General features: G+C 63.0%; 19 protein-coding genes and 1 pseudogene. 12 read left to right on the top strand and 8 right to left on the bottom strand.

The features are described from left to right. The first annotated feature begins 118 nt into the window (after nt 1-118). From JQ567_RS07680 to JQ567_RS07630, 11 genes are all read left to right on the top strand, one after another. Nucleotides 119-1,681 (top strand): ABC transporter substrate-binding protein, encoded by a 1,563-nt coding sequence (locus JQ567_RS07680; RefSeq protein ID WP_212438252.1) that lies wholly within the window; start codon nt 119-121, stop codon nt 1,679-1,681. A 4-nt stretch (nt 1,682-1,685) separates the two neighbouring features. Beyond that, nucleotides 1,686-3,266: a GMC family oxidoreductase gene (locus tag JQ567_RS07675; RefSeq protein WP_212438251.1), complete on the top strand. Its 1,581-nt coding sequence runs from the start codon at nt 1,686-1,688 to the stop codon at nt 3,264-3,266. 96 nt (nt 3,267-3,362) lie between these two features. Next, nucleotides 3,363-4,529, top strand: coding sequence for a M20 family metallopeptidase (locus JQ567_RS07670; protein WP_249165306.1), 1,167 nt, complete (start codon nt 3,363-3,365; stop codon nt 4,527-4,529). 399 nt (nt 4,530-4,928) lie between these two features. Then, the gene (locus tag JQ567_RS07665; protein ID WP_212438250.1) at nt 4,929-6,275 is read left to right on the top strand and encodes a PotD/PotF family extracellular solute-binding protein; all 1,347 of its coding nucleotides are present in this window, start codon (nt 4,929-4,931) and stop codon (nt 6,273-6,275) included. A gap of 91 nt (nt 6,276-6,366) precedes the next feature. After that, entirely contained in the window at nt 6,367-7,227 is an 861-nt protein-coding gene (locus JQ567_RS07660) for an ABC transporter permease (RefSeq protein WP_212263734.1), read from the top strand. A gap of 23 nt (nt 7,228-7,250) precedes the next feature. Beyond that, entirely contained in the window at nt 7,251-8,117 is an 867-nt protein-coding gene (locus JQ567_RS07655) for an ABC transporter permease (protein WP_409363582.1), read from the top strand. A 10-nt stretch (nt 8,118-8,127) separates the two neighbouring features. After that, on the top strand, nt 8,128-9,234 hold the full coding sequence (locus tag JQ567_RS07650; RefSeq protein WP_212438248.1) for an ABC transporter ATP-binding protein: 1,107 nt from the start codon (nt 8,128-8,130) through the stop codon (nt 9,232-9,234). 27 nt (nt 9,235-9,261) lie between these two features. After that, on the top strand, nt 9,262-9,750 hold the full coding sequence (locus JQ567_RS07645) for a (2Fe-2S)-binding protein (RefSeq protein ID WP_212438247.1): 489 nt from the start codon (nt 9,262-9,264) through the stop codon (nt 9,748-9,750). A 2-nt stretch (nt 9,751-9,752) separates the two neighbouring features. After that, the gene (locus JQ567_RS07640) at nt 9,753-12,140 is read left to right on the top strand and encodes a xanthine dehydrogenase family protein molybdopterin-binding subunit (RefSeq protein WP_212438246.1); all 2,388 of its coding nucleotides are present in this window, start codon (nt 9,753-9,755) and stop codon (nt 12,138-12,140) included. Nucleotides 12,141-12,151: 11 nt separating this feature from the next. Continuing rightward, nucleotides 12,152-12,955 (top strand): xanthine dehydrogenase family protein subunit M, encoded by an 804-nt coding sequence (locus JQ567_RS07635; RefSeq protein ID WP_212438245.1) that lies wholly within the window; start codon nt 12,152-12,154, stop codon nt 12,953-12,955. Between the two features lie 7 nt (nt 12,956-12,962). Beyond that, complete coding sequence (locus JQ567_RS07630; protein ID WP_312017367.1) at nt 12,963-14,420, top strand: amidase family protein; 1,458 nt, start codon at nt 12,963-12,965, stop codon at nt 14,418-14,420. An 87-nt stretch (nt 14,421-14,507) separates the two neighbouring features. On the opposite strand, the pseudogene JQ567_RS07625 reads toward JQ567_RS07630, so the two are convergent. Both JQ567_RS07625 and JQ567_RS07620 read right to left on the bottom strand, forming a co-directional pair. Then, nucleotides 14,508-15,311 (bottom strand): annotated as a pseudogene (locus tag JQ567_RS07625) (LysR substrate-binding domain-containing protein); the annotation flags it as partial. Nucleotides 15,312-15,645: 334 nt separating this feature from the next. Further along, nucleotides 15,646-16,128, bottom strand: a complete 483-nt coding sequence (locus JQ567_RS07620; RefSeq protein WP_212438244.1) for a MarR family winged helix-turn-helix transcriptional regulator — start codon at nt 16,126-16,128, stop codon at nt 15,646-15,648. A 129-nt stretch (nt 16,129-16,257) separates the two neighbouring features. On the opposite strand from JQ567_RS07620, the gene JQ567_RS07615 reads away from it, so the two are divergent. Next, nucleotides 16,258-18,183, top strand: coding sequence for an FAD-binding monooxygenase (locus JQ567_RS07615; protein ID WP_212438243.1), 1,926 nt, complete (start codon nt 16,258-16,260; stop codon nt 18,181-18,183). 96 nt (nt 18,184-18,279) lie between these two features. Here JQ567_RS07615 and JQ567_RS07610 read toward each other — a convergent pair whose 3' ends face one another. From JQ567_RS07610 to JQ567_RS07585, 6 genes are read right to left on the bottom strand one after another with little or no spacing between them, the layout of a single operon-like run. Then, the gene (locus tag JQ567_RS07610; RefSeq protein WP_212438242.1) at nt 18,280-19,584 is read right to left on the bottom strand and encodes an LLM class flavin-dependent oxidoreductase; all 1,305 of its coding nucleotides are present in this window, start codon (nt 19,582-19,584) and stop codon (nt 18,280-18,282) included. Between the two features lie 4 nt (nt 19,585-19,588). Continuing rightward, a complete protein-coding gene (locus tag JQ567_RS07605; protein ID WP_212438241.1) occupies nt 19,589-20,350 on the bottom strand; it encodes an ABC transporter permease in 762 nt (253 codons plus the stop codon). After that, entirely contained in the window at nt 20,347-21,168 is an 822-nt protein-coding gene (locus JQ567_RS07600) for an ABC transporter permease (protein ID WP_212438240.1), read from the bottom strand. The genes JQ567_RS07605 and JQ567_RS07600 overlap by 4 nt, the downstream gene beginning before the upstream one ends. Next, nucleotides 21,165-22,187 carry an ABC transporter substrate-binding protein gene (locus tag JQ567_RS07595; protein ID WP_212438239.1) on the bottom strand — a complete coding sequence of 341 codons (1,023 nt, stop codon included), beginning with the start codon at nt 22,185-22,187 and terminating at the stop codon, nt 21,165-21,167. Before JQ567_RS07595 ends, JQ567_RS07600 begins: the two co-directional genes overlap by 4 nt. Before the next feature lie 27 nt (nt 22,188-22,214). Next, nucleotides 22,215-23,009 (bottom strand): class II aldolase/adducin family protein, encoded by a 795-nt coding sequence (locus JQ567_RS07590; RefSeq protein WP_312017366.1) that lies wholly within the window; start codon nt 23,007-23,009, stop codon nt 22,215-22,217. Beyond that, a complete protein-coding gene (locus JQ567_RS07585) occupies nt 23,006-23,842 on the bottom strand; it encodes an ABC transporter ATP-binding protein (RefSeq protein ID WP_212438238.1) in 837 nt (278 codons plus the stop codon). The genes JQ567_RS07590 and JQ567_RS07585 overlap by 4 nt, the downstream gene beginning before the upstream one ends. Between the last annotated feature and the right edge of the window lie 251 nt (nt 23,843-24,093).

Raw genomic sequence — 24,093 nt, 5'->3', positions numbered from 1 at the left:
ATGAGCAGCGCGCCCCACACGGCATGGACATTGCTTGATCAAGCACCTGCTTGCGGGGGTGCGTTTCTCGGCTTCCGAAGCCTCGCAGACTCTCCTCACGAACCCAAAAAAGGCATCCATGTTCAAATTGAAGGCTTTCATCGCTGCTACGTTTTCGCTCGCGCTCGGCGCGGCTCCGGCGATTACGCCGTCCTATGCCGGCGGTAATCTTGTCGCGGTGCTGGAAGCGGAAATCGCCACGCTCGACCCCCATTTTACGCCGGCCTATATCTCGCGGACCTTCGGGTTCATGGTGTTCGACACCCTGTTCGCAAAGGACACCAAGGGTGAGATCAAGCCGCAGATGGTGCAGGACTGGAAGGTTTCGCCGGATGGCCTGGTTTACACGTTCACACTGCGTGACGGCCTGAAATGGCATGACGGCCAGCCGGTCACGGCAGCGGATTGCGTCGCTTCGCTGCGCCGCTGGGGACAGCGCAACGCGCTTGGCCGACGAATCTTCTCTATCACCACTTCGCTCGAGCCTGCTGACGCCAAGACGTTCGTGCTGTCGCTGAAAGAACCTTCGGGCCTCGTGATCGATGCGCTCGGAAATCCCGTCAGCCCCGTGGCCTTCATGATGCCTGAGCGGGTGGCCAAGACGCCGGCCGATCAACGCATCACCGAAATCGTCGGTTCCGGCCCGTTCGTCTACAGCAAGGCCGATCACCGCACCGGCGACCGCATGATCTTGAAGAAGTTCGCCGGTTATGTGCCGCGTTCCGAACCCGCCGACTTCCTGGCCGGCGGCAAACGGGTCAACATCGATACGCTGGAAATTCGCGTCATTCCGGATGGATCCACCGCGGCGTCGGCGCTGCAGACCGGCGAAGTCGATTACATGCAGTACGCGCCGTTCGATCTGCTGCCGGTTCTGGAAAAGAACGCCCGCGTCAAGGTCGTCAATTTCACCGGCGGCAACATGTTTGCCGGCGCCTATCGCCTGAACGCCACGCAGAAGCCGTTCGACGATCCGGCTATCCGGCGCGTACTGTGGAAGCTGGTCGATCAGCGCGAGGTGATGGACGGGCTGGGCCTCGATGCCAAATACGCCACACCTTGTGCAACCTTCTTCACCTGCGGCACCACCTATGACAGCAAGGCCGGAACCGAAGCTGCCGCAAATCCGTCGGTCGAGGCGGCGCGCGCGGCGCTCAAGGCCACGAAATATGCCGGCGAGCCTGTGATCGTGATGCAAGCCAGCGACCTCGAGGCGCCGCGCATTTCGGCACAGGTCCTTGCAGAGAAGCTGAAGCAGGCCGGCTTCAATGTCGATCTGCAGGTGATGGATTGGGCCTCGGTGCTTGCCCGTCGTACCAAGAAGGAGGGCTGGAGCGTTTATGGGGTTCACGCCGGCGGCTTCGATCTGGCGTCACCTTTGACCAACGTCATGGTGGCGTTCAACTGCGCCGACTTCACGGGCTGGCAGTGCGATCCGCGCATCACTCCGCTGCTGGACGCCTTTGCGAAGGCACCCGCCGAGGAGGATCGCAAGAAGATTGCTGCCGAGATCCAGACCGTGATGTACGATCAGGCACCCGGCATTCCGTGGGGACAGTTCGCTCAGCCGGCGGCCTATCGCGCCAATCTGCGCGGTTTGATACCCTCCGCGATTCCGATTTTCTGGAACATCGAGAAGTAACGCCATGTATGACGTCATTGTAGTCGGCGGCGGTTCCGCCGGCGCCGCGGTTGCCGCCCGGCTCTCCGAGGATCCTGCCAGGCGTGTGCTGCTGCTGGAAGCTGGCCTCGACTGGCGCGCCGATGAGGCGCCCTGGGAAGTCCGGACGCCGAATCCGATTCCAATCATTCACATGCGCGAATATCAGGAGAAATGGCAGTGGCCTAACCTGCTGACGCGCCGGGTGGCGGGGCAGGAGGCGCGCTTTTACTGGCGCGGCAAGGGCCTCGGCGGCAGTTCGATGATGAACGGCCAGATCGCTATCCGCGGTGTGGCTGACGCGTTCGACGAATGGGCGGCCGGCGGTTGCACCGGGTGGTCGGCAAAAGAGGTGATGCCTCTGTTTTCGGTCATCGAGGATGATTTCGAGTTCGGCGACCGCGCAGGTCATGGCCGCGGCGGGCCGTTGCCCGTCTACCGCGCGCCGCCGGAGAAATGGGGGCCGATCGATCGTGGACTCCGCGACGCCGCGCTGGCAACGGGATATCCTTGGTGTGCCGATCTCAACGGACCGGATGGCGAGGGCGTCGCCTGCTATCCGATCAACAGCCGCGACAGCCGCCGCGTTACCACCAATGAAGCCTATCTTGAACCGGCGCGCGGCCGTGGCAACCTGGAAATCCGGGGGCACGCGCTGGTCGATCGCCTCTTGATCAAGGACGGCCAGGCCACCGGCGTGCTGGTTCAGATCGAAGGGCAGGGCAGTTTCGAGATCAAGGGGCGCGAGATCGTGCTGTGCGCCGGCGCCATCCATAGCCCGGCGATATTGCTACGTTCGGGCATCGGCCCGGCCGACGAACTGAAGGCGATGGGCATCGCGGTCGAGCGCGACCTGCCGGTCGGCAAGCATTTCTTCGACCATCCGCTGTTTCGCGCCACCATACAGCTGCGAGAGGAATTTCGGCCGACAGATCCGGATACGCGTCATACCAATTGCTGCGTGACGTATTCGTCCGGGCTTGCGGATGGCGGCAAGCGCGACATGATCCTGATTGCTTTCAACCATCGCGGCATCGGCAACCCCGGCGCCATCGGTGCGGGGCTGTTCAACGCCTATTCGCGCGGCAATTTGAAGCTGGCTTCGACCGATCCGTCGATCGATCCGATCGTCGAGGAAAACATGCTAGCCGATGACCGTGATCTGCTGCGCATGGTCGATGCGGTGAAGCGACTGGCTGTGCTCACCACCCAGCCGGCGCTGGCTGGCATCAGCGACTGGATTCGCCTGATCGATACCGATCTGACGCTGCCGCAAGCCGCGGCGCTGCCGAACGGGGAACTCGAAGCGCTGCTCCGCCGCGACACCGGCGACATCCAGCATGCCGCCGGTTCGTGCCGCATGGCGGGCTTCAACGACGCCAACGGCGTCGTGAATCCGGATGGCACCGTGAAGGGCATCGCAGCGCTACGCGTGGCGGATGCTTCGATCATGCCGTCCGATTGCCGAGCCAACACCCATTTCACCACGGTGGTGATTGGCGAGGCGATTGCCCGCATGATGATGAAGACGGGCGTGTCAAACAACGCCGTCGCCATGGCGCTATAAGAATGGCACTTTAGGAATTGGCGCTGTAAGAAACGAGAGCGACTCGAGGGGGCGCCTCGAATGCTGCAACTTGGATAGGTTTACGAAGGAACTGCCATGCCCGCCAGTACCGAAGCGCAGATCACCGAATGGATCGCGTCGCAAAAGCAAACCATGATCGATCTGTTGCGCGACGTCGTGAATATCGATTCCGGCTCTTATGACAAGGCGGGCGTCGATGCGGTGGGCGCGCGGTTCGAGCAGCATTTTGCCGCGCACGGCATCGAGGCGTGGCGCGAACCTCATGACGTGTTCGGCGATGCCGTCCATGCGCTGGTGACGGAGCCGGGCAGCAACGAAAAGCCTGTCTTGTTGATGGGCCATCGCGACACGGTGTTTCCCAAGGGCGAGGTGGCGCGCCGGCCGTTCACCATCGAGGGCGGCAGGGCCTATGGGCCAGGGGTTGCCGACATGAAGGCCGGTCTGGTGATCAACGCCTTCGTCGCCGCGGCATTCCACAAATTCGGCGGCGCGCCGTGCCCGATCAAGCTGCTGCTCACCGCTGACGAGGAGATCGCTTCCCCGTCGTCGCGGCCGGTGATCGAGCGAGAAGGCCGTGCAGCGCGTGCGGTGTACAATTCCGAGCCCGGCCGACCGACCGGCAACGTCGTCACCAGCCGCAAGGGTGGCGTGTTCATGCGCTTCGAGATATCAGGCAAGGCCGCGCATTCCGGCGGCAATTTTGCGGAAGGAATCAGCGCGATTGGCGAGCTCGCGCACAAGATCGTGCAGATCCATGCTTTGACCGATCTTGCAAAAGGCATCACCCTCAATGTCGGGCTGGTCGCTGGCGGCCAGTCGGTCAACACCACTGCGCCGTATGCCGAGGGCCAGATCGACATGCGCTACATCGATCCCGCCGATCGCGCCACCACGCTGGCGGCGATCGAGGCGATTATCGCCACGTCGACGGTGCCGGGCACGACGGCGAAGCTGCACATCAACGGCGAATTCCTGCCGGTGGTGCAGAGCGAGACGTCGAAAATCCTGTTCGATATCTATCGCGGAGCGGCGAAGGACGCCGGTTTGTCTGACCTGCAGGGCGAGTTCGCCGGCGGTTGCGCCGATTCCGGCTTCACCGCGAGCGTCGGCACCCCGACGATTTGCGGAGTCGGCCCGGTTGGCGGCAATGCCCATACCGCGCAGGAGTATCTCGAGCTCGACAGCATCGTCCCCCGCGCCCAGGCCCTCGCACTGGCGATTCTCCGGACTGGCGTCGATTGATCTGCCGCTTCCTCGACCGCGACCGCAGTTGCACCGTGGGCGTCCATGAAGGTTCAACTCAGTTTCTGACGACGGTAGCGATCCTGAATTTCGACATGCCTGGTTGGACCGTTAACGTCGCAAACGACGATATAAGATGTTGAAACGACGTCAGGCAGCCTCCGTCATCTGCTCATCGGCCGTCCACGGTTCTCCAAAGTAAAGGTCAAATTATAGATCAGCATGCTGCCACATTGAGCAGGCCGCGATTTACATTAGTCGTCCTTATACGTGGAATTTTAACTTCCGATTTTACAATCGGATTTCTCCCTCGCTACGCTTCATCATCAACACGGTCGCGCAAACGAACGAGCCGGTTGGGGTGCAGGCTGGTCAACCAATACGCGAACGGAGAAAACCATGTTTGATGACGACAAGGACGTTGCGAAGGCCGGTTCGTCCAAGCTTCCGGTAAAGAAGAAAGGCCTTTCGAGGCGGGCACTTCTCAAAGCTGGTGCGGCTGCGGCCGGCGCAGCCGTAGGCTCCGACGCGTTTCGCGGCTTCCCGACGATCTGGGCGCAAGAGATCAAGGACATCGAACTCCGGCATGTCGGCGTCTCCTACTCGGTGGTCAAGGCGATCGGCGATCAGGCGGCAAAGGACCTTGGCTTCAAGGTCACGATGCAGAACCTCGATACGTCGGCCTCGATCAACCGCTTCATCAGCCAGCCGGACTCGGTGGATATCGCGGACCTCGAGGGATGGCAGGCCAAGCTCGCCGCCAAGCGCGGCGTGATCCAGGGCATCGAAGTCAAGAAGATCAGGGAGTTCGACAACATCCTGCCGATCTTCACCAAGGGCGAGATCGACGGCCACAAGATTCCGCGGCAGGGCATTTCCCCCTATGAGGCGATGTATATCGCCAAGCCGAATTCGACCGAGTTGAACGACGGCGTGACGGAATGGGCGACCTTCCTGCCGCAGGTCTATAATGCGGACTCGATCGGCTATCGTCCCGATCTCGTCGGCCGCGAAATCACCGAGTGGAAGGACCTGATCGACCCGAAGTTCAAGGGCAAGGCGGCCATCCTCGACGTTCCCGCCATCGGCATCATGGACGCAGCGTTGTGCTTCGAAAGCGCCGGGCTGATCAAGTACGGCAACAAGGGCAACATGACCAAGGAGGAGATCGACTTTACCTGCAACAAGTTGATCGAATTGAAGAAGGCGGGGCAGTTCCGTGCGACCTGGACCACCTTCGACCAGTCGGTGCAGTTGATGGCGGCAGGTGAGGTGGTGATCCAGTCGATGTGGTCGCCGGCGGTCGCCGCCGTCCGCGTCAAGGAAATTCCCTGCGTCTATGCGCCGGTCAACGTCAAGAACGGCAAGGAAGGCTATCGCGGCTGGTGTAATGGCATGGGCCTGATGAAGCATTTGTCGGGCAAGAAGCTTGGCGCCGCCTACGACTATCTCAACTGGTATCTCTCGGGCTGGCAGGGCGGCTTCGTCGGACGCTACGGCTATTACAGCCCGGTGCCATCGACGGCCAAGAAGTTCCTGACCGCGGCGGAGTGGGACTTCTGGTACGACGGCAAGCCGGCACCCTCTGTCATCAACGATCCCTACGGCGTGCCGATGGAGAAGACCGGCACCAAGCGGGACGGCGGTTCATTCCTCGATCGCGTCAAGAACATCTCCTGCTGGAATACGCTGATGGACGAGGCGGCCTACATGAACAAGCGCTGGAACGATTTCAAGATCGCTTGAGGCGAATTAGCTCGCCGGCGCCGCCCGAGCGCCGGCAAGCTCGAATGGCTAGCCCCCGGAGATCCAGAATGAAGTCCAGTCAGGCCAGGTGATGCGGCAACCAAATTTGAGCGCATGGCTCTACGTGACACCGCTGATGCTGGTGCTGGTCCCGTTTTTCCTGCTGCCGACCCTTGTCGTTCTGGTCGCGAGCTTCTTCGAGACCGACGGTTTTGGCGGGCTGCTGCCGACGTTCACGCTGGCAAACTACGCTGACGTACTCACATCGGCGCAGACGTTCCATCTCTATGTCGCGACGCTGAAGTTCGCGGTGCTGACCTGGTTGTTTACCCTGATCATCGGCTTTCTGGTCGCTTATTTCCTTGTCTTTCACGTCAAGAATCAGCTGCTCGCGATCGGCTTGTTTCTGATCTGCACGATTCCGTTCTGGACCTCGAACATCATCCGGATGATTTCCTGGATTCCGCTGCTTGGAAAGGAAGGACTCGTCAATTCGGCGTTGCTCGGCGTCGGCCTGATCCGCGAACCGCTGGAAGTGCTGCTCTATTCCGGTCTCGCGGTCGTCATCGCCTATGTCCACCAGCTGACGATCTTCATGGTGGTGCCGATCTTCAATTCGCTGGCGCGCATCGACAAGCGGGTGGTGGAGGCGGCGCTCGACGCCGGCGCCAGCCGCCTCGACGTGATGCGCTACATCATCATCCCGATGTCGAAGAGCGGCATCGCGCTGGGATCGACCTTCGTGATTTCGATCGTGATGGGCGACTTCTTTGTGGTCAAGGTGATGTCCGGCGGCGGGTCGGCTTCCGTCGTCAGCGCGTTCTACGAGAACGTCGGCGTGCTGCAATATCCGATCGCTGCGGCCAGCGCCGTGCTGCTGACCGTGGTTCTGATTGCCGTCATCGCCCTGATCCTGCGCGTCGTCGATATTCGCCGGGAGATCACGCAATGACGGTCGCTCTCGGCGAGGCTGATATGGCTATGGTCAGAACCCGGCGTGTCCCCGCTGTCACGCGCGGCGATCGCCGCCCCTGGACGTTCTACGCGCTCGCGGCCGTTTTCACGCTTTATGTGGCCGCACTCTACGGGCCGATGATCTGCATCTACATCCTGTCGTTCCAGGATATCCGCGGCGGGCTGGTGTTTCCGATGAAAGGCCATTCGCTGCACTGGTTCGTCGACCTGTTTACGCAGGTGCGTACCGGCGACGTCAAGGGATCGTTCGACCGCTCGATCAAGCTGGCGGCACTGGTGACGGTGATTACACTGGTCGTGTCGCTGATGGCGGGGCTGGCGTTCCGCCGCCGCTTCTTCGGTGACACCTTCGTGTTCTATTTGATGATCGGCAGTCTGGTGGCGCCTGGGCTGGTGCTCGGCCTTGGCATCGGTCTGTTGTTTCAGTGGCTCGGCATCAACGCGAGCTGGTACACCTCCGCGCTGGGTGCGCAGTTGTCGTGGACGCTGCCGTTCGGCGTGCTGGTGATGTTCGCCGTGATGTCCCGCTTCAACAGCGTATGGGAAGAGGCGGCCCGCGATCTCGGTGCCACCCGCTGGCAGACCATCCGGCTGGTGGTGATTCCGGTGCTGGCGCCCGGCCTGGTCGCGGTCGCGCTGTTCGGCTTCACGCTGTCTTACGATGAGTTCGCCCGCACGCTGCAGACCGCGGGTTCGCTCAACACCCTGCCGCTCGAAATCTGGAGCATGACGCTCAACGTGACCTCGCCGTCGCTGTATGCGCTCGGCACCGTCACCACGATCGTGTCCTTTGCGATCATCGGCGGCTGCATCGCCGCCATTGTTTTCATCAACAAGCGCCGCGGCGTGCGCGCGACAACGCACTGAGGGCTTCGGAATGCGCGCAGGCGCCGGCGATATCGAATTGGCAGGTCTCTGCAAGAGCTATGACGGCACGACCAACGTGGTCGATGGTGTCAACCTCAAGATCCCCGACGGCGCCTATTGCTGCTTTCTCGGGCCCTCCGGCTGCGGCAAGACCACGATCCTGCGGATGATTGCGGGTCACGAGGATCCGACCGCGGGCGAGATCGTGATCGGCGGCGAGAATGTCGCCGGAATGGCGCCGGTCGAGCGGCGCACTGCGATGATGTTCCAGTCCTACGCGTTGTTTCCGCATCTGAACGTGCGCGATAACATCGCCTTTGCGCTGCGGGTGCGCGGCCAATCCAGGGCCGAGCGCTACAAAGCCGCCGACCTGATGATGGATAAGGTGCGCCTGACCGAGCTGGCGGACCGCCTCCCGGCCAATCTGTCGGGTGGACAACAACAGCGCGTGGCACTGGCGCGCGCGGCGATTACCGAACCGCGGGTGCTGTTGCTTGACGAGCCATTGTCGGCACTGGACGAGCAGCTTCGGGTGCAGATGCGCCAGGAGCTGCGCCGGATGCAGCGCGAACTCGGTATCACCTTCATTCACGTCACCCATACCCAGCTCGAGGCGATCGCACTCGCGGATATCGTCGTAGTGATGGAGAAGGGCAAGATCAAGCAATCGGGGCCGGCGCGCGACGTCTACGCCTACCCGCGGGACCGCTACGTTGCTGAATTCCTCGGCGGGCAGAATGTGCTGTCCGGCAAGGTCGAGAAGATCGGCGACGGCCACGTCGTACTGTCGCAGCCGAACCGCAGCGGAATCCAGGTCGGACTGTGTGCCGATACGCGAATTTCCGTCGGCGACCGGATCGATCTGGCGGTGCGGCGTGACGATATCGAACTGATGCGGGTCGACGCCGGCGGTCTCGGCGATGGCGCGACGGCGCTGCCGAGCCGCGTCGTCGCCATCGAGTACCAGGGATCGTTCGTCAAGGTCATGCTCGACACGCTGCCTGACGAGGATTTTGTCGCCTACATCCCGGAGCGGACCTTCTTCCGCGATCCCTTCGATGTCGGCGATATGCTGCTTGCCACCTGGTCGGCCGGCCGCGCCCGCGTTCTTGCCTGATGTCAGCCCCAGCCCCGGAGATGCCAGATGAAAATCAGTTTTGCGCTTAACGGCCGGCCCCGGACGGTCGATGTCGAGCCCGCGACGCTGGTCACCGAATTGCTGCGCGAGAACCTCAACCTGACAGGGACCCATGTCGGCTGCGACACCAGCCAGTGCGGCGCCTGCGTCGTGCTGTTCAACGGCGAGGCGGTGAAGAGCTGCACTCTGCTCGCGCCGATGCTCGACGGCGGCACACTGACGACGATCGAGGGATTGTCGGGGCCGGGCGGCTCGAACGCCCTGCATCCGATGCAGCAGGCATTTCATGAAAATCACGGCCTGCAGTGCGGCTTCTGCACGCCCGGCATGGTGATGACTGCAGTGGCGCTGACCGCGAAGAACCCTGCGCCGACGGAAGCCGAAGTCCGCCATGGCCTCGAGGGCAATATCTGCCGCTGCACTGGATATCAGAACATCGTGGCATCGGTGCTGGCCGGTGCAGCCGCCATGAACGCGTCAGGGATCGGAGAATAGCCATGTCCAACATTATCGGAATTGGCGCCGCGCCCCGCCGCAAGGAAGATTTCCGGTTTCTGACCGGCCGCGGCAATTACGTCGCCGACGTCAAGCGCGCCGACATGACGTTCGGCGTGTTCATTCGCTCCCAGCACGGCCATGCTGTCATCCGTGGCATCGACAAGACGGCGGCGCTGGCAATGCCGGGCGTCGAGGCCGTGCTCACCGGCGCCGACGTCGCCGCCGACGGGCTCGGTTCGCTGCCGTGCGGCTGGGGCATCCACGGCTCGGACGGCCTGCCGATGAAGGAGCCGGCGTTTCCGATGCTGGCGCAGGGCAAGGTGCGCTTCGTCGGCGACATGGTCGCCTTCGTGATCGCCGATACGCTGGAACTCGCGCGCGCGGCCGCGGAGGCGGTGGTGATCGACTATGACGTGCTGCCGGCGGTAGTCGGCGTGCTCGAGGCCGTTCGCCCTGGCGCGCCGCAACTGTTCGACGACGTGCCGAACAACCTCTGCTGCGATTGGGAGCTCGGCGACAAGGCCGCGGTTGCGACTGCGTTCAGGAAGGCCGCGCATGTCGCGCGCCTCAGCCTCGTCAACAATCGCCTGATCGGCAACCCGATGGAGCCGCGCGCGGCGATTGCCGAGTATAATGGCGGCACCGGCCATTATACGTTGTGGACCACCAGCCAGTTTCCGCACGTGGTGCGGTTCCTGATGAGCGCACTGGTGCTCAAGATTCCCGAGCAGAAAATGCGCGTGGTGGCGCCTGATGTCGGCGGCGGGTTTGGCGTCAAGCAATTCCATTACGGCGAGGAGGCCGTGATCACCTGGGCGGCCAAACGCGTCGGCCGCGCCGTCAAATGGGTAGCGGACCGTTCGGAAGGGTTTGTCTCGGACCGCCACGGAAGGGATCACGTCACCGAGGCTGAACTCGCGCTCGACGAGAACGGCAAATTCCTGGCGCTGAAGGTGGTCACGCTCGCCAATATGGGCGGCTATCTCTCCACCTTCGGCCCCAACATCCCGACCAACCTCTATGGGCCGCTGCTCGGCGGCGTCTACACCACGCCCGCGATCTATTGCAACGTGAAGGTGGTCTTCACCAACACGGTGCCGGTCGATGCCTATCGCGGCGCCGGGCGGCCGGAAGCGACCTTCGTGGTCGAGCGTTTGGTGGATGTCGCGGCCAAGGAGATGGGCATCGATCGCGTCGAACTGCGCCGTCGTAACATCATCCCCAAGGAAGCCTATCCGTACCAGACGCCCGTGCTGGTCGAATATGATTCGGGCGATCCGATGGGTTGCCTTGAGGGGGCGCTGGTGGCGGCGGATGTCGCCGGCTTTGCGGAACGCAAGACGGCGTCGGAACGCGACGGCAAGTTCCGCGGGCTGGGTTATTCGACCTATGTCGAAGCCTGCGGTCTCGCGCCGTCGCGCTTTGCCGGCCGGCTCGGCGCCCGCGGCGGTCTCTACGAAAGCGCCACGGTGCGGGTGCATCCGACCGGGCAGGTGACCGTACTGATCGGAACCCACAATCACGGCCAGGGTCACGAGACCACCTTCGCGCAGATCGTATCGGAAAAGCTCGGGGTGGCCTTCGACAATGTCGACATCGTGTTCGGCGATACCGACCGTGTGCAATTCGGCATGGGCACCTATGGCTCGCGTTCGCTGGTGGTCGGCGGCGCCGCGCTCTCGAAGGCCAGCGACAAGGTGGTCGTCAAAGGCAAGAAGATTGCTGCCCACCTGCTCGAGGCCAGTGAGCAGGACATTCAGTTCGAGGCCGGCGTCTTCTCGGTTGCCGGTACCGACCGCAGCAAGACGTTTCAGGAAATCGCGGGCGCCGCCTATGTGCCGCACGATTATCCGCTCGAAATCCTCGAACCCGGGCTGGAGGAGCAGGCCTATTACGATCCCGTCAATTTCACCTATCCCGGCGGCTGTCACATCGCTGAGGTCGAAATCGATCCCGAGACCGGGATCGTGACGCTGGAGAAATATACCGCGGTCGACGACGTCGGCACCGTCATCAACCCGATGATCGTCGAAGGCCAGCTGCATGGCGGCATCGTTCAGGGTGTCGGCCAGGCGCTCTATGAGAACGCCGTCTATGACGACGTCTCGGGACAGCTGCTGTCAGGATCGTTCATGGACTACACCATGCCGCGCGCCGATCATCTGCCGAACATGACGATCAAGACCCATTCCACGCTGTGTACGCACACACCGATGGGTGTGAAGGGTTGCGGCGAGGTTGGCACCATCGGCTCGCCCGCGGCCGTCATCAACTCCGTCATCGATGCCTTGTCACATCTTGGCGTGATGCATGTCGATATGCCGGCGACGCCGAACCGGATCTGGCGCGTCATTCAGAATGCCGCGATGCCGCAGGCCGCAGAGTAGGAGAAGTCGAAATGAGATCATTTGCATTTCACAGGCCGAGCACGCTTTACGAGATGTCGGTGCTGCTTGGCGGTGTGGCAGACAGCATGCCACTGGCCGGCGGGATGACGTTGCTGCCGACCATCAAGCAGCGGCTGGCAGCGCCGGCAGCATTGATCGACCTGTCGAAGATCCCGCAGATGTCGGGGATTTCCTTCAAGGACGATGTCCTGACGATCGGCGCGATGACCAGGCATGTCGATGTCGCGGAATCAGAACTGGTGCGCAGCAAGATCCCGCTGTTGGCCAGTCTCGCCGCTGGTATCGGCGATCCCGCGGTTCGCAACCGCGGCACGATCGGCGGTTCGGTCGCCAACAACGATCCCTCGGCCGACTATCCGGCCGCCGTGCTCGCGCTCGATGCGATTGTGGTGACCGATCGCCGGGAGATCGCCGCCGACGCGTTCTTTCGCGGGCTGTTTGAAACGGCGCTCGAACCGGGCGAGATCATTACGGCGCTGCGTTTCCCGGTACCGACGGCCGGCGGCTATGCCAAGTTCAAATCCCCGGCGTCGCGCTATGCGGTCGTCGGCGTCTGTGCGGCGAAGAAGGCCGGAAAGGTCCGGGTCGCAGTGACCGGGGCGGGGCCTGGCGTGTTTCGCGTCGGAGCGATGGAAGCTGCGCTCGAAGGCTCGTTCACGCCAGGTGCAGTCGCCGCCATCAAGGTGAGTTCGGAAAACCTCAGCTCCGATATCCACGCGGATGCGGAATACCGCGCCCATCTCGTGACTGTGATGGCAAAGAAGGCCATAGCGGCCGCTCTCCAGACGTTGTGAGGTTGCCGTGAAAGCTGGAAAGGCCCGCGCCGACGGCGCCACTGAAGTCAATGCGTTGGCCAGGCTGTCAGCCGTTGAATTACTGGAGGGCTATCGCACCAGGCGGTTCACGCCGCGCGACGTGATCGAGGATGTGATTGCCGCACTGGAACTGACCAATGCATCCTGCAACGTGGTCGTGACCGAGACTTTTGATCAGGCGCGCAAGGCGGCTGACGTGGCGACGGCTGCCTGGTCCGCCAGACAGCCGGCAGGCAAACTGACCGGCGTGCCGGTCAGCATCAAGGACCTCGTCTATGTCGCCGGTGTGCGCGCGCTCGGAGGCGCGCCCGCCAACAGGGATCTGGTACCGACCGTCGACGGCGCGGTCGTTGCGGCGTTGAAAGCGGCAGGTGCAATCGTGACCTGCAAGACCACGACCTGCGAATCCGGTTACAAGCTGACGGCCGACAGCCCGGTGTCCGGTATCACGCGCAACCCCTGGAACACGAAACGAACCAGCGGCGGATCGAGTGGCGGGGCCGCGGCCTCGGTCGCTGCCGGATGTGGTCCGCTCGCGATCGGCACCGACGGAGTTGGATCGATACGCGTGCCATCCTCCTTCTGTGGCGTGGTCGGTATCAAGCCGACCTTTGGGCTGGTTCCGAGGTCGCCGGGCTTCGCGCCGCCGTCATGGGCGTCGCTCGCACATACCGGACCGATTGCGCGTACGGTCGCCGACGCGGCCCTGCTTCTCGAAGTGATCGCGGCCCACGATCTGCGTGATGCCGCCAGCCTGCCGGTGCCGGCGCGCAGCTTTGACGCCATAGCGGTAAAGCTCGACGGGATCAGGATCGGAAGCAGTGTCGACTTCGGTTATGCGGCGGTGGCGCCCGACATTCGCAAGGCCTTTCAGTCGGCGGTTGAGACGCTCGGTTCGCTTGGCGCCGGCATCGTTCCGGATTGCGTTCATTTCGAACCTGATATGCTCGAACGAATCTTGAAGCCGATCGCTTACACCGAGCAGGCCGCAGCCGTCGCGGCCCGCGACGCCAGCGCGCTCGCAGGCTCGGATGGCGACTACCGTGACGTCGTGGCAAAGGGAACAACCTATAGCGGCGTCCAATATGTCGAGGCCAGCTATCGCCGCAACAGCCTGCGCGGCTCGTTTTTGGAAATGTTTAGCAAGGTCGATGCGATCGTCACGCCGACGGTGGCCGTGACGGCATTTCCGGCCGGCGCACTTGGGGTCGATGAAGTCGACGGTGTTGCCGTCGACCGCCACCTAGGTTGGTCGCCGTTCTCTTGGCCGATAAATCTGACCGGGCTGCCTGCCGCCACGATTCCTTGTGGTTTCGACAGCGACGGGCTTCCGATTGGACTTCAGATTATCGCGCCGTGGCTCGATGAGGGGCTCATCATCCGCATCGCCGCTGCCTTCGAGCGGGCGAGGCCCTGGACCGAGTTTCGGCCCCAGATGAGCTGATCGGCTGGGGCTGCTGTCGTTTTCGGATAGCGGAAGCTCCTTGCCCAGCAGGAGCTCGTCTTCGAGATTGAGATAGTGTGCGAGGTAGTCGTGCAGGGCGCTCGCGGCCTTTGATGTCGCGGTCGGAGACTTGTACAGCAGGAGATCGACCTTCGGCAGCGTCGGCAGCCCCTCCTTGTCGCCGATCTCGCGCATGTTGCGCACCAGTGCGGAGCGGCCGAGGACGGTGACCGCCATGCCGGCGAAGGCGGCGGCCTGCAGACCGCCGACGCTGGGACTGACGCAGGCAATGCGCCATCGGAGTCTTGATGCTTCCAGCCGCTCGATCGCATGGTCGCGAAAGATATTGCCCGGCGGCAGCAGCGCCAGGGGGATCGGCTTTTCGTTATGCGCCGTGGATTGCTCTCCGGTCATCCAGACTAACTGCTCCTGCCGCACCACCTGTCCGCCAGTGAAATCGTTCATCCGGGTCACCAGCGCGATATCGACTTCGCCGCGCTTCACGCATCCGACGAGTGGTGTCGAAAGAGAGCAGTTCAGCTCGAGCTGAACGCGCGGAAAGGCTTTGCGGAAAATCCTCAGGATCGAGGGGAGCATGAAGGCGGCATAGAGGTCCGGGGTGCCGAGCACCACGTGACCCTCGATGTCCGGAGAGGCGAGTTGCGACAACATTTCGTCGTGAAATCCGACGATCGATCGCGCGTAACTCAGGACCGTCTCGCCTTCCGCCGTCAGAAACAGCCGGCGGCCCTCGTGGATGAAAATCGCCTTTCCGGTGAGCTCCTCCAGCCGCTGTAGCTGAAGGGTAATCGCGGGCTGGGTACGACCAAGCCGCCGCGCCGTCTCGGTGATGCTGCCGGTTTCGACGACCGACATCAGCGAACGCAGCATGCGGATGTCCAGATTGATCAGGTTCATGGCGTTGCTCGCTGTGCAGGCAGGCAGGGCCGTTCTATGCAATTTTCGTGCTTGGGTGGGAAAATAAGGAGTCCTGGGCCGGTGCTAATAAAGAGCGGGGTGTGCTTACGACTGGCGCGGAGCGCCGCGTTCTATTCTCGAAAGATTCGCGCGCCAGCGATCACGGATTAAGCAGTAGGCCAAAAAGACAGCAGTCGGTGCGATTCAAGCTGGACGTCGGCAGGAAACGACCGGATTACGGCTTGTCAGCACGCGCGCCGAGTAGGGGACTGTGGGCTTCCTGTCGTCGCTGCCTGACGAACGAAAGCTATTTCTTTCTGGCGGCATCTGTCAAAGCGGTTTGCTGCGGCGCGCGGCTTAGTTCATTGCCCGCAGCGATGGCCTTGCGCAGGAGCCGCATGAGTGTCGCGGCCTCGGCATTGGACAGGCCAGCCAGTATGATCCGCTGCGCGGCCTCGACTGCCGGCTCTATCCCGTCGAGGGTCCGATGTCCTTCATCGGTGATCTGCAACGCGTGGGCGCGCCTGTCGGTGCGGCTAGCCTGCCGAACCAACAAGCCTTTCTGCACCAGCCGATCCACAACACCGGTGATGGTCGTCCGGTCATAGGCGATCAGCCCGGCAAGCGTCGCCTGATCGATTCCCGGTTGCGTCCCGATGGTGGTGAGCGCTGCGTATTGAACGGGGGTGAGGTCATAGCCGGCTTCCTCGACCGCGGCATGGAAGACCGCCACCGCAATCTGTTGGAACCGGCGCGCCAGGTGCCCCGGCTTGTCGTCGTTCTCGGTCACCAAAACCCTCCAGGTAGTTCGCTTGACAAGTATACTGATAATAAGCATACTGATTAAATTCGGCAACGGCTTTTTAGAGCCCCAGCAAGCTGATGGCCCGGAAGTCGCGTCAGGCGCGGGGAGGGTTTCGTGCAATTTCATCTGAACGGATTCGAACCCGGCGACCCCGAGATTCAAGACCCTGCACAACGGGTTGTTGCGTCAGGATCTGCCGGCGCCATTCCGGCGGAGGTCGACATCCTCATCGTCGGCTGCGGTCCGGCCGGGCTGACGCTGGCGGCTCAACTCTCCGCCTTTCCCGATATCAAGACCTGCATCGTTGAACAGAAGCCGGGCTCTTTGCTCCGCGGCCAGGCTGATGGCGTTGCCTGCCGCACGATGGAAATGTTCGAAGCCTTTGGCTTCAGCGAGCGTGTGCTGAAGGAAGCCTGCTGGATCAACGAGACGACCTTCTGGAAGCCCGACCCTGCGCAGCCCGACAACATCGTCCGCAGCGGATGGGTGCAGGACACCGAAGACGGGCTGTCGGAGTTTCCGCACGTGGTCCTTAACCAGGCGCGGGTGCATGATTTTTACCTCGACGTCATGCGCAAATCGCCGTCGCGGCTCGAGCCGTATTATGCACGACGCCTGCTCGATCTTCAGGTCGACCCTGCGACCAGCTCCGGCGACGATGCCGGTCCCCATCAGGTGACCGCCAGGCTCGAACGGCTCGATTCCGCGCACGAAGGACAGATCGAGACCATCAAGGCGCGCTATGTTGTCGGCTGCGACGGCGCGCGCAGCACGGTGCGCGCGAGCATCGGGCGCACGCTGCACGGCGACTCCGCCAACCATGCCTGGGGCGTCATGGACGTGCTGGCCGTCACCGACTTTCCGGATGTCCGCTTCAAGTCATTGATACAGTCCGCCAACCACGGCAGCATCATCATCATCCCGCGGGAAGGCGGCTATCTTTTCAGGCTGTATATCGAACTCGACAAGCTCGATGCCGGCGAGAGGATTTCCAATCGCAACATCACGGCCGACGACCTGATCGCGGCGGCGCGGCGCATTTTCAAACCCTATTCGCTCGACGTGAAAGAGGTTCCGTGGTGGTCGGTCTATGAGATCGGCCAGCGCCTGTGCGACAAGTTCGATGACGTGCCGGAAGCGGACGTCGCGAAACGTCTGCCGCGTGTGTTCATCGCCGGCGACGCCTGCCACACCCACAGCCCGAAAGCGGGCCAGGGCATGAACGTATCCATGCAGGACGGCTTCAATCTCGGATGGAAGCTGGCGTCAGTCTTGCGGAAGCGCTGCCTACCCAGCCTCCTGCACAGCTATTCGGCCGAACGCCAGGCTATCGCCAGGGAACTGATCGACTTCGACCGCGAATGGGCTGCCTTGCTCGCGTCGAGCAAGGGGTTCGATCCGGCCGAGACGCAGCGCTATTTCGTGAGGCACGGGCGCTACACCGCGGGAACCGCGGCCCGTTACCGGCCCTCGCTCCTGACCGGCGAACCAACTTATCAGCATCTGGCCGAGGGGCTGACGATCGGCATGCGCTTTCATTCCGCGCCGGTCGTCCGTCTGGCCGACGCCAAGCCGGTTCACCTCGGCCACGCGGTCAAGGCGGACGGCCGCTGGCGCATTTTTGCCTTTGCCGGCGCGGAGGATCCCGCGGCGCCCAACTCCGGCATCCGGGCCCTGTGCGACTTCCTCGCCGAGGCGCAGGCCTCTCCTGTGCGGAAATACACCCCTGATAACAAGGACATCGACTCGGTGATCGATGTTCGCGCGGTTTTCCAGCAACATCATCACGCGCTCATCATCGAGGCGATGCCGTCCTTCCTGCTTCCGGGGAAGGGGCGTTATGGACTTCGCGACTACGAAAAAATGTTCTGCGCCGACCTGACAGGCGACAACGACATCTTCACGATGCGTGGCATCGATCGCGAACGGGGATGCATGGTGGTTGTGCGGCCAGACCAGTACGTGGCGCACGTTCTGCCGCTCGATGGCTATCGGCCGCTCACGACATTCTTCGATGGCTTCATGACCCAACCGGACTGAACGCAGCCAACGCCCACTATTTGAGGTTTTGAGGACGTCGGCCGTAGCTTTTGCTTTGGCGTAAACGCGGACGCACAGCTTCCACGAAAGTGCGTTTCACACCTGGAACGAGGCATTCCTCGGTCGCTGCAGACCTAAATGGTCGCGCAGGGTCGTCCCGTGATAGTCGGTGCGGAACAGGCCCCGCTCCTGAAGTATCGGCACCACGAGCTGCACGAAGTCCTCAAAACCCTCGTGGAAATACGGCGGCATCACGTTGAATCCGTCAGCTGCGTATTCTTCGAACCATTGCTGCAGGGTGTCGGCGATGCGCTCTGCCGAGCCGCACAGCACCCAATGGCCCCGCGCTGCGGCGGTGAGATTATAGAGATCACGCAGCGTCATGTTCTCGCGCCGGGCCTTGGCGAGCATGACGCTGGCGAAGCTGTGATAAGCGTCCGACGGCTGAAGGTCGGGAACAGGTCCATCCAGGTCGTAGGCCGACATGTCCCGGCCGAAGCGTTCGGAGAGCATGGCGATCGCGTTGCTGCCGCTGACAAAGCTCTGCAGCACGTTGAGCTTCTCGAACGCCTCCTTGTCGGTGCGGCCAACGATCGGCATGACGCCGGGTAGTACCGTAACGTCCTCGGCCTTGCGCCCAAAGGCCGACAGGCGGTCCTTGAGTGACGCATAGCCGGCCTTGGCTTCGTCGATGTCCTGCACGACCGAGAACACGATGTCCGCCGTGCGCGCAGCGAGCGATTGGCCGGCCTCGGATCCACCGGCTTGCAGCACCACCGGATGGCCCTGGGGGCTGCGGCCGATGTTGAGCGGTCCCTTCACCTTGAAGAACGCGCCATCGTGGTCGATCGAGCGCAGCTTGGTGGGATCGATGTAGAGCCCGCTCATGCGGTTGGCGACGATGGCATCATCCGCCCAGCCGTCCCACAGTCCCTTGACGACGTCGAGGAATTCGCCCGCCATCTCGTAGCGGCGGGCGTGGTCGGGATGAATGGTGCCGAAATTGGCGGCGGTCGCGGGATTAGCCGTCGTCACCGCATTCCACGCGGCGCGGCCGTTGCTGATGTGATCAAGCGAGGCGAACACGCGCGCGACCGTGAAGGGATCGCTGTAGGTGGTGGAGACGGTGGCGCCCAATCCGATGTGGCTGGTCGACGTCGAGAGTGCGGCCAGCATCGTCAGCGGTTCGAGCCGCAGCGTGTAGGACGGGTGCGCGGCAGCGTCAGCATAGAGGTTGTCGCCCATGAAGATCAGGTCGAACTTGCCGCGCTCGGCGATGCGGCCGATCTCCTGAATCGCGGAAAAATCCTGAAAACTGTCCACCGCGCCTGGATATCGCCAGCCGGCGACATGGCTGCCGGTGCCCAGGATGAACAGGCCGAGATGCATCTGTCGTTTCATCGGGTCACGTCCAAAACAGAACTTTGCGTTCGAGAAAGCCGATCAGGCCGAAGAAGCTCAGGCTCGCCGCCGAGGCAACGAAGATCGCCGCCCAGACCTGCACGAAGTCGATCTGCAGCACGGCCTGGTAGATCACCCAGCCGAGCCCGCCATAGGCGCCGAGCATTTCGGTGATGATCGCCACGATGACGCTGCGGACGGTGGAGACGCGCATCCCGGCAAGCAGCAGCGGCAAGGCGGTCGGCAGGCGCAGGCGCCACAGGATGTTCAGCCGCCCCGCGCCAAAACTGCGCATCAGATCGATGGCGCGGCGATCGACACGATCAAGCCCGGCAAGCGTCGACAGGAAGACGGTGAAGCTCACCGCCATCGCCACCATCACCATCTTTGACGCCACGCCGATGCCGAACCAGAGCAGGATCAGCGGCGAGTAGGCGACCACGGGCACCGAGTTGATGGCGGTGGCTGCAGGCAGGATCACGGCGCGGAGCGGCGGAAGCATGGTGATGGCGACCGCAAGGCCGATGCCGATGAGGCAGCCGAGCCCGTAGCCCACCAGCGCTTCGAGCACGGTGTAGCCCGCGGCCTCACCCAGCAGCGCGCGCTTGGACCAGACGCCGGCCAGAATTTCGCTGACGGCGGGAAGGACGTAGGACGGCAGATGCAGTCCGCGCGCGAGCCCTTCCCAGCAAACCACCAGCAGGACCGCGCCGAGAATGCCCCGTTGCACGGCAAGTGGAGAAGAGGCGAGGGGCGAGCTGCTCATTGCTCCGCGCTCCAGAAAACCAGCCGCCGTTCGGCCGCGGCGACGACGGCGTAGAAGCTGGTGCCGAGCAGCGCCGAGGCCAGCAGCGCGCCCCAGATCGCGACCACGTTCTCGGTGAACATGGCCTGCAGCAGCAATACGCCAAGACCGGTGGTGTCACCGAACCATTCGCCGACAATCGCGCCGACAAGGCTGAGCGATGAAGCGAGCCGCAGCGCCACGAATATCTGCGGCAGCGCGGTGGGAAGCTGCAGGCGGAGCAGCAGCTGGCCGTTCGAGGCGCCAAAGCTCCTCATCAGCGCCACCTGCTTGGGATCGACCGTCTCGAGGCCGAGCAGCGTGTTGACCGTCACGGGGAAGAATGTGAGATAGAACGCGATCACCGCCTTGGCGAGCAGGGTATTGCCGAACCAAAGCACCACCAGCGCGCCAAAAGCGATGACGGGAATGGTCTGCGACACCACGAAGATCGGGAAGATCATCTCACGCAGCGTCCGCACGCGAAAGAAGGCGATGCCGGTAAGCACGCCGAAGGCGCTGCCAGTGACGAATCCGATCAGCGTTTCGGAAAGCGTCCGCAGGAAACCGTTGACATAGGCACCGGGCGTCGCCGCGATTGCCATCAGGATCGTGCTGAGGCGCGGCAGGTAAGCGGGCCTGATGCCGAACAGGAGCACCGCAGCTTCCCAGATCAGGGCCGTGGCGGCTAGCCCGAGCAGCAGACGCAGTGCCTTCCGCAACCAGCCGGGCAGGCCGGCCGGTCGCAAGCCTGCTGCTGTCTTGTCTTCGACGAGCGATGCCGTCGAACCGGTGCTCACGGCAACCGCTCGGTAACAGGCACGCTCCCGATGAAGCTTGCGTCATAGGCGACGGCAAGATCGAGCGATTTGGAGATCACGCCGTATTTCAGGAAGAAGTCGTGAGCGGTCTTGACGGCGTCGGGGTCGATCCAGAACAGGCCGCTTTGCGCTGCCTTGCCCGCCGTCATCAGACGCTTCACTTCCGTGAGCATGAACTCCTGTTGCGGGCGATCGAGCGTCGGAGCAACGGCCATCACGGCGTCGACGGCGCCTTTCGGATCGGCGAAGGCGTCTTTCCAGCCCTTGATCGAGGCACGCAGGAACGCCTTGACGAGGTCGGGTTTTTCCTTGGCGGTCGTCTCCGCGACGATCAGCGTATCGCGAGGGAACGTGATGCCGTAGTCCTCGGCGACGAAGGTCTTCAGGCTGTCCTTCGGCATGCGCGACTGGATGGTGTAGAATTCGTTGTAATAGGTCGCCGTGATCACATCGACATTGCCGTCGACGAACGGCGTCACCGAGACCTGCTGCGGCTGGATTTTGAGTTCGTCGGCCTTGATGCCTTCCTTCGCCAGCATGCCGTTCAGCACGTGGTTGGCGCCGGTGAACCAGGTGGTGACGGTCTTGCCCTTGAAGTCCTGCAGCGTCTTGACCGGTCCGTCCTTGCGGGTGACGAAGATGAACGGCGTGATCTGGTGCGAAACGCCGATGCAGACGATCGGCAGGCCCTTGTCGCGCGCGGCGAACACGCTGTCGGTACCGCCGGACAGGCCGAACGTATCGGCGCCGGTCGCGACCAGATTTTCAGTCAGCAGGTTGGGGCCGCCCGGATTGATGGCGAGATCGATGCCTTCGGCCTTGTAGTAGCCCTTGGCCAGCGCGACGTAGAAGCCGGCGAACTGGGCCTGCGGCAGCCATTTCAGTCGAAGGCTCGCTTTGGTGAGGGTTTGGGCCGCGGCGGGAAGCGAGGTTGGCAGCGAGCCGGCTGTCAGCGCGACGGCGGTAAAGGCGGCGAGGGCGTGGCGTCGGCTCAGCATGGTTTACTCCTGGCGTCGGTATGAGGATCAGTTGCGATAGGACGGATCGGTGCGGTCGAGCTGGCGCATCAGTGCCGGCCATTCGCGCTCGCCGGGAACCAGGATGTCGCCCTGCAATTCCCAGAACTGCCGAGCGGCCTTCTCGCAAATTTCGTGCGGCGGCATCACCAGGGCGGCGCCGGCGGCGGCCGCCGACTGCATCTGCAGCTGGATGCGCGCGGCGCGTTCGAAATAATACAGCAGCATGAAGGCCTCGCCCGGCGTGCGGCCGACGGTCAGGATGCCGTGGTTGCGCATCAACATGACCTTGTGCACTCCGAGGTCGCGCACCAGCCGCGCCTGCTCGTCGAGATCGATGGCGACGCCTTCGTAGTCGTGGAAGGCCTGACGGTCATAGAAGCGCATCGCGAACTGGCTGAGCGGCAGCAAGCCCTTCTCCTGGCCGGAGACCGCGACGCTGGCGTCGGAATGGGTGTGCAGCACGCAGGCGGCGTCGTGGTTCGACGTGTGGATCGCGGCATGGATGACGAAGGCGGCGACATTGACGCTGTGCGGGGTGTCGTCGAGCTTGTCGCCTCTGGTGTTGATCTTCACCAGGGTCGACGCGGTGATCTCGTCGAACAGCAGGCCGTAGGGGTTGATGAGGAACTGGTCTTCATGTCCCGGCACGCGCGCCGAAATGTGGTTGTAGATCAGGTCGTCCATGCCGAGCCTGGCGACCATGCGATAGCAGGCGGCGAGCTTGACGCGAGCCTCCCATTCGGCGGGATCGATGCTGCGCGCCGCGGGAGAGGGCGGTTGGCTGATTGATTTGACGTTCACGTGGCCTTCTCCTGGGCAACGGCGGACTGGAAGGATTTCATGCTCTCCTCCTCGATGGCATCGAGCAGGGTGCGCTTGAGGCGGACGAATTCGGGAGCGGTGACGATCTCCGGCCGGCGCGGGCGCGGCAGATCGACGACCTGTTCGAGCTTCACCGAGCCGGGGCGGGCGGTCATGACAAGCACGCGATCGCCGAGGAAGATCGCCTCGTCGACGTCATGGGTGATGAAAAGAATGGTGCGCCGGTATTTTTGCCAGACGTCGAGCAGCCAGCGCTGCATCATCGCGCGCGTCAGCGCATCGAGCGCGCCGAACGGTTCGTCCAGCAGCATCAGGTCGCGCTCGAACAGAAACGTGCGCATCAGCGCCACGCGCTGACGCATACCGCCGGACAATTGATGCGGATACTGCTTCTCGAAACCGGCGAGGCCGAACTCGGGCAGCATCTTGAGCGCCTTCGCCCGGGCCTCCGCGCGCGGCACGCCCTCGACCTCGAGCGCGAGGATGGCGTTGTCCACGACATTGCGCCAGGGCAAGAGCAGATCCCGCTGCGGCATGAAGGAAACGCGGCCGAGCAGATTTGCGGCGTGGCAGCTGTTGCCTTCAAAGCGCAGGATGCCGCCGGCGTCCGGCTCTTCCAGGCCCGCGACGATATTGAAGAGCGTGCTCTTGCCGCAGCCGCTGGGGCCGACCACGGTGACGAACTCGCCCGGGGCGACGCTGGCCTCGAGGCCCGACAGAGCCGTGACCGCGCCGTACGTCTTGGTCAGCGCGCGCAGCTCAAGCAGCGGTGCGGGCTTCGCTGCAGCCTCCGGCGATCCGGCAATGGGCATGTCTTTGGTTTGGATCGCAGCCTGCACGGAGGGCCCTTTGTATAATGATGGCCATCTCACGCATACGCAGATGGGCCGCTCCCGCTTTGCTTAGCAACTCGTGTGCCAGAGCTGTTTTCGACAGATTGGGCATGAAATTTGCCGGGCTTTGGCGTCTAATGTGGGCGAGTCGCTGGCATCTTCGGGTGAATCCGGGCTTCTGATTGGAACAATCTGAGCCATCTTGTATACTCAGTGGATGGTTGGAGAAA

Source organism: Bradyrhizobium sp. AUGA SZCCT0431, assembly GCF_018131065.1.
In the GTDB taxonomy this organism is placed as follows: Bacteria; Pseudomonadota; Alphaproteobacteria; order Rhizobiales; family Xanthobacteraceae; genus Bradyrhizobium.
This window is presented reverse-complemented; position numbering and strand designations above follow the sequence as displayed.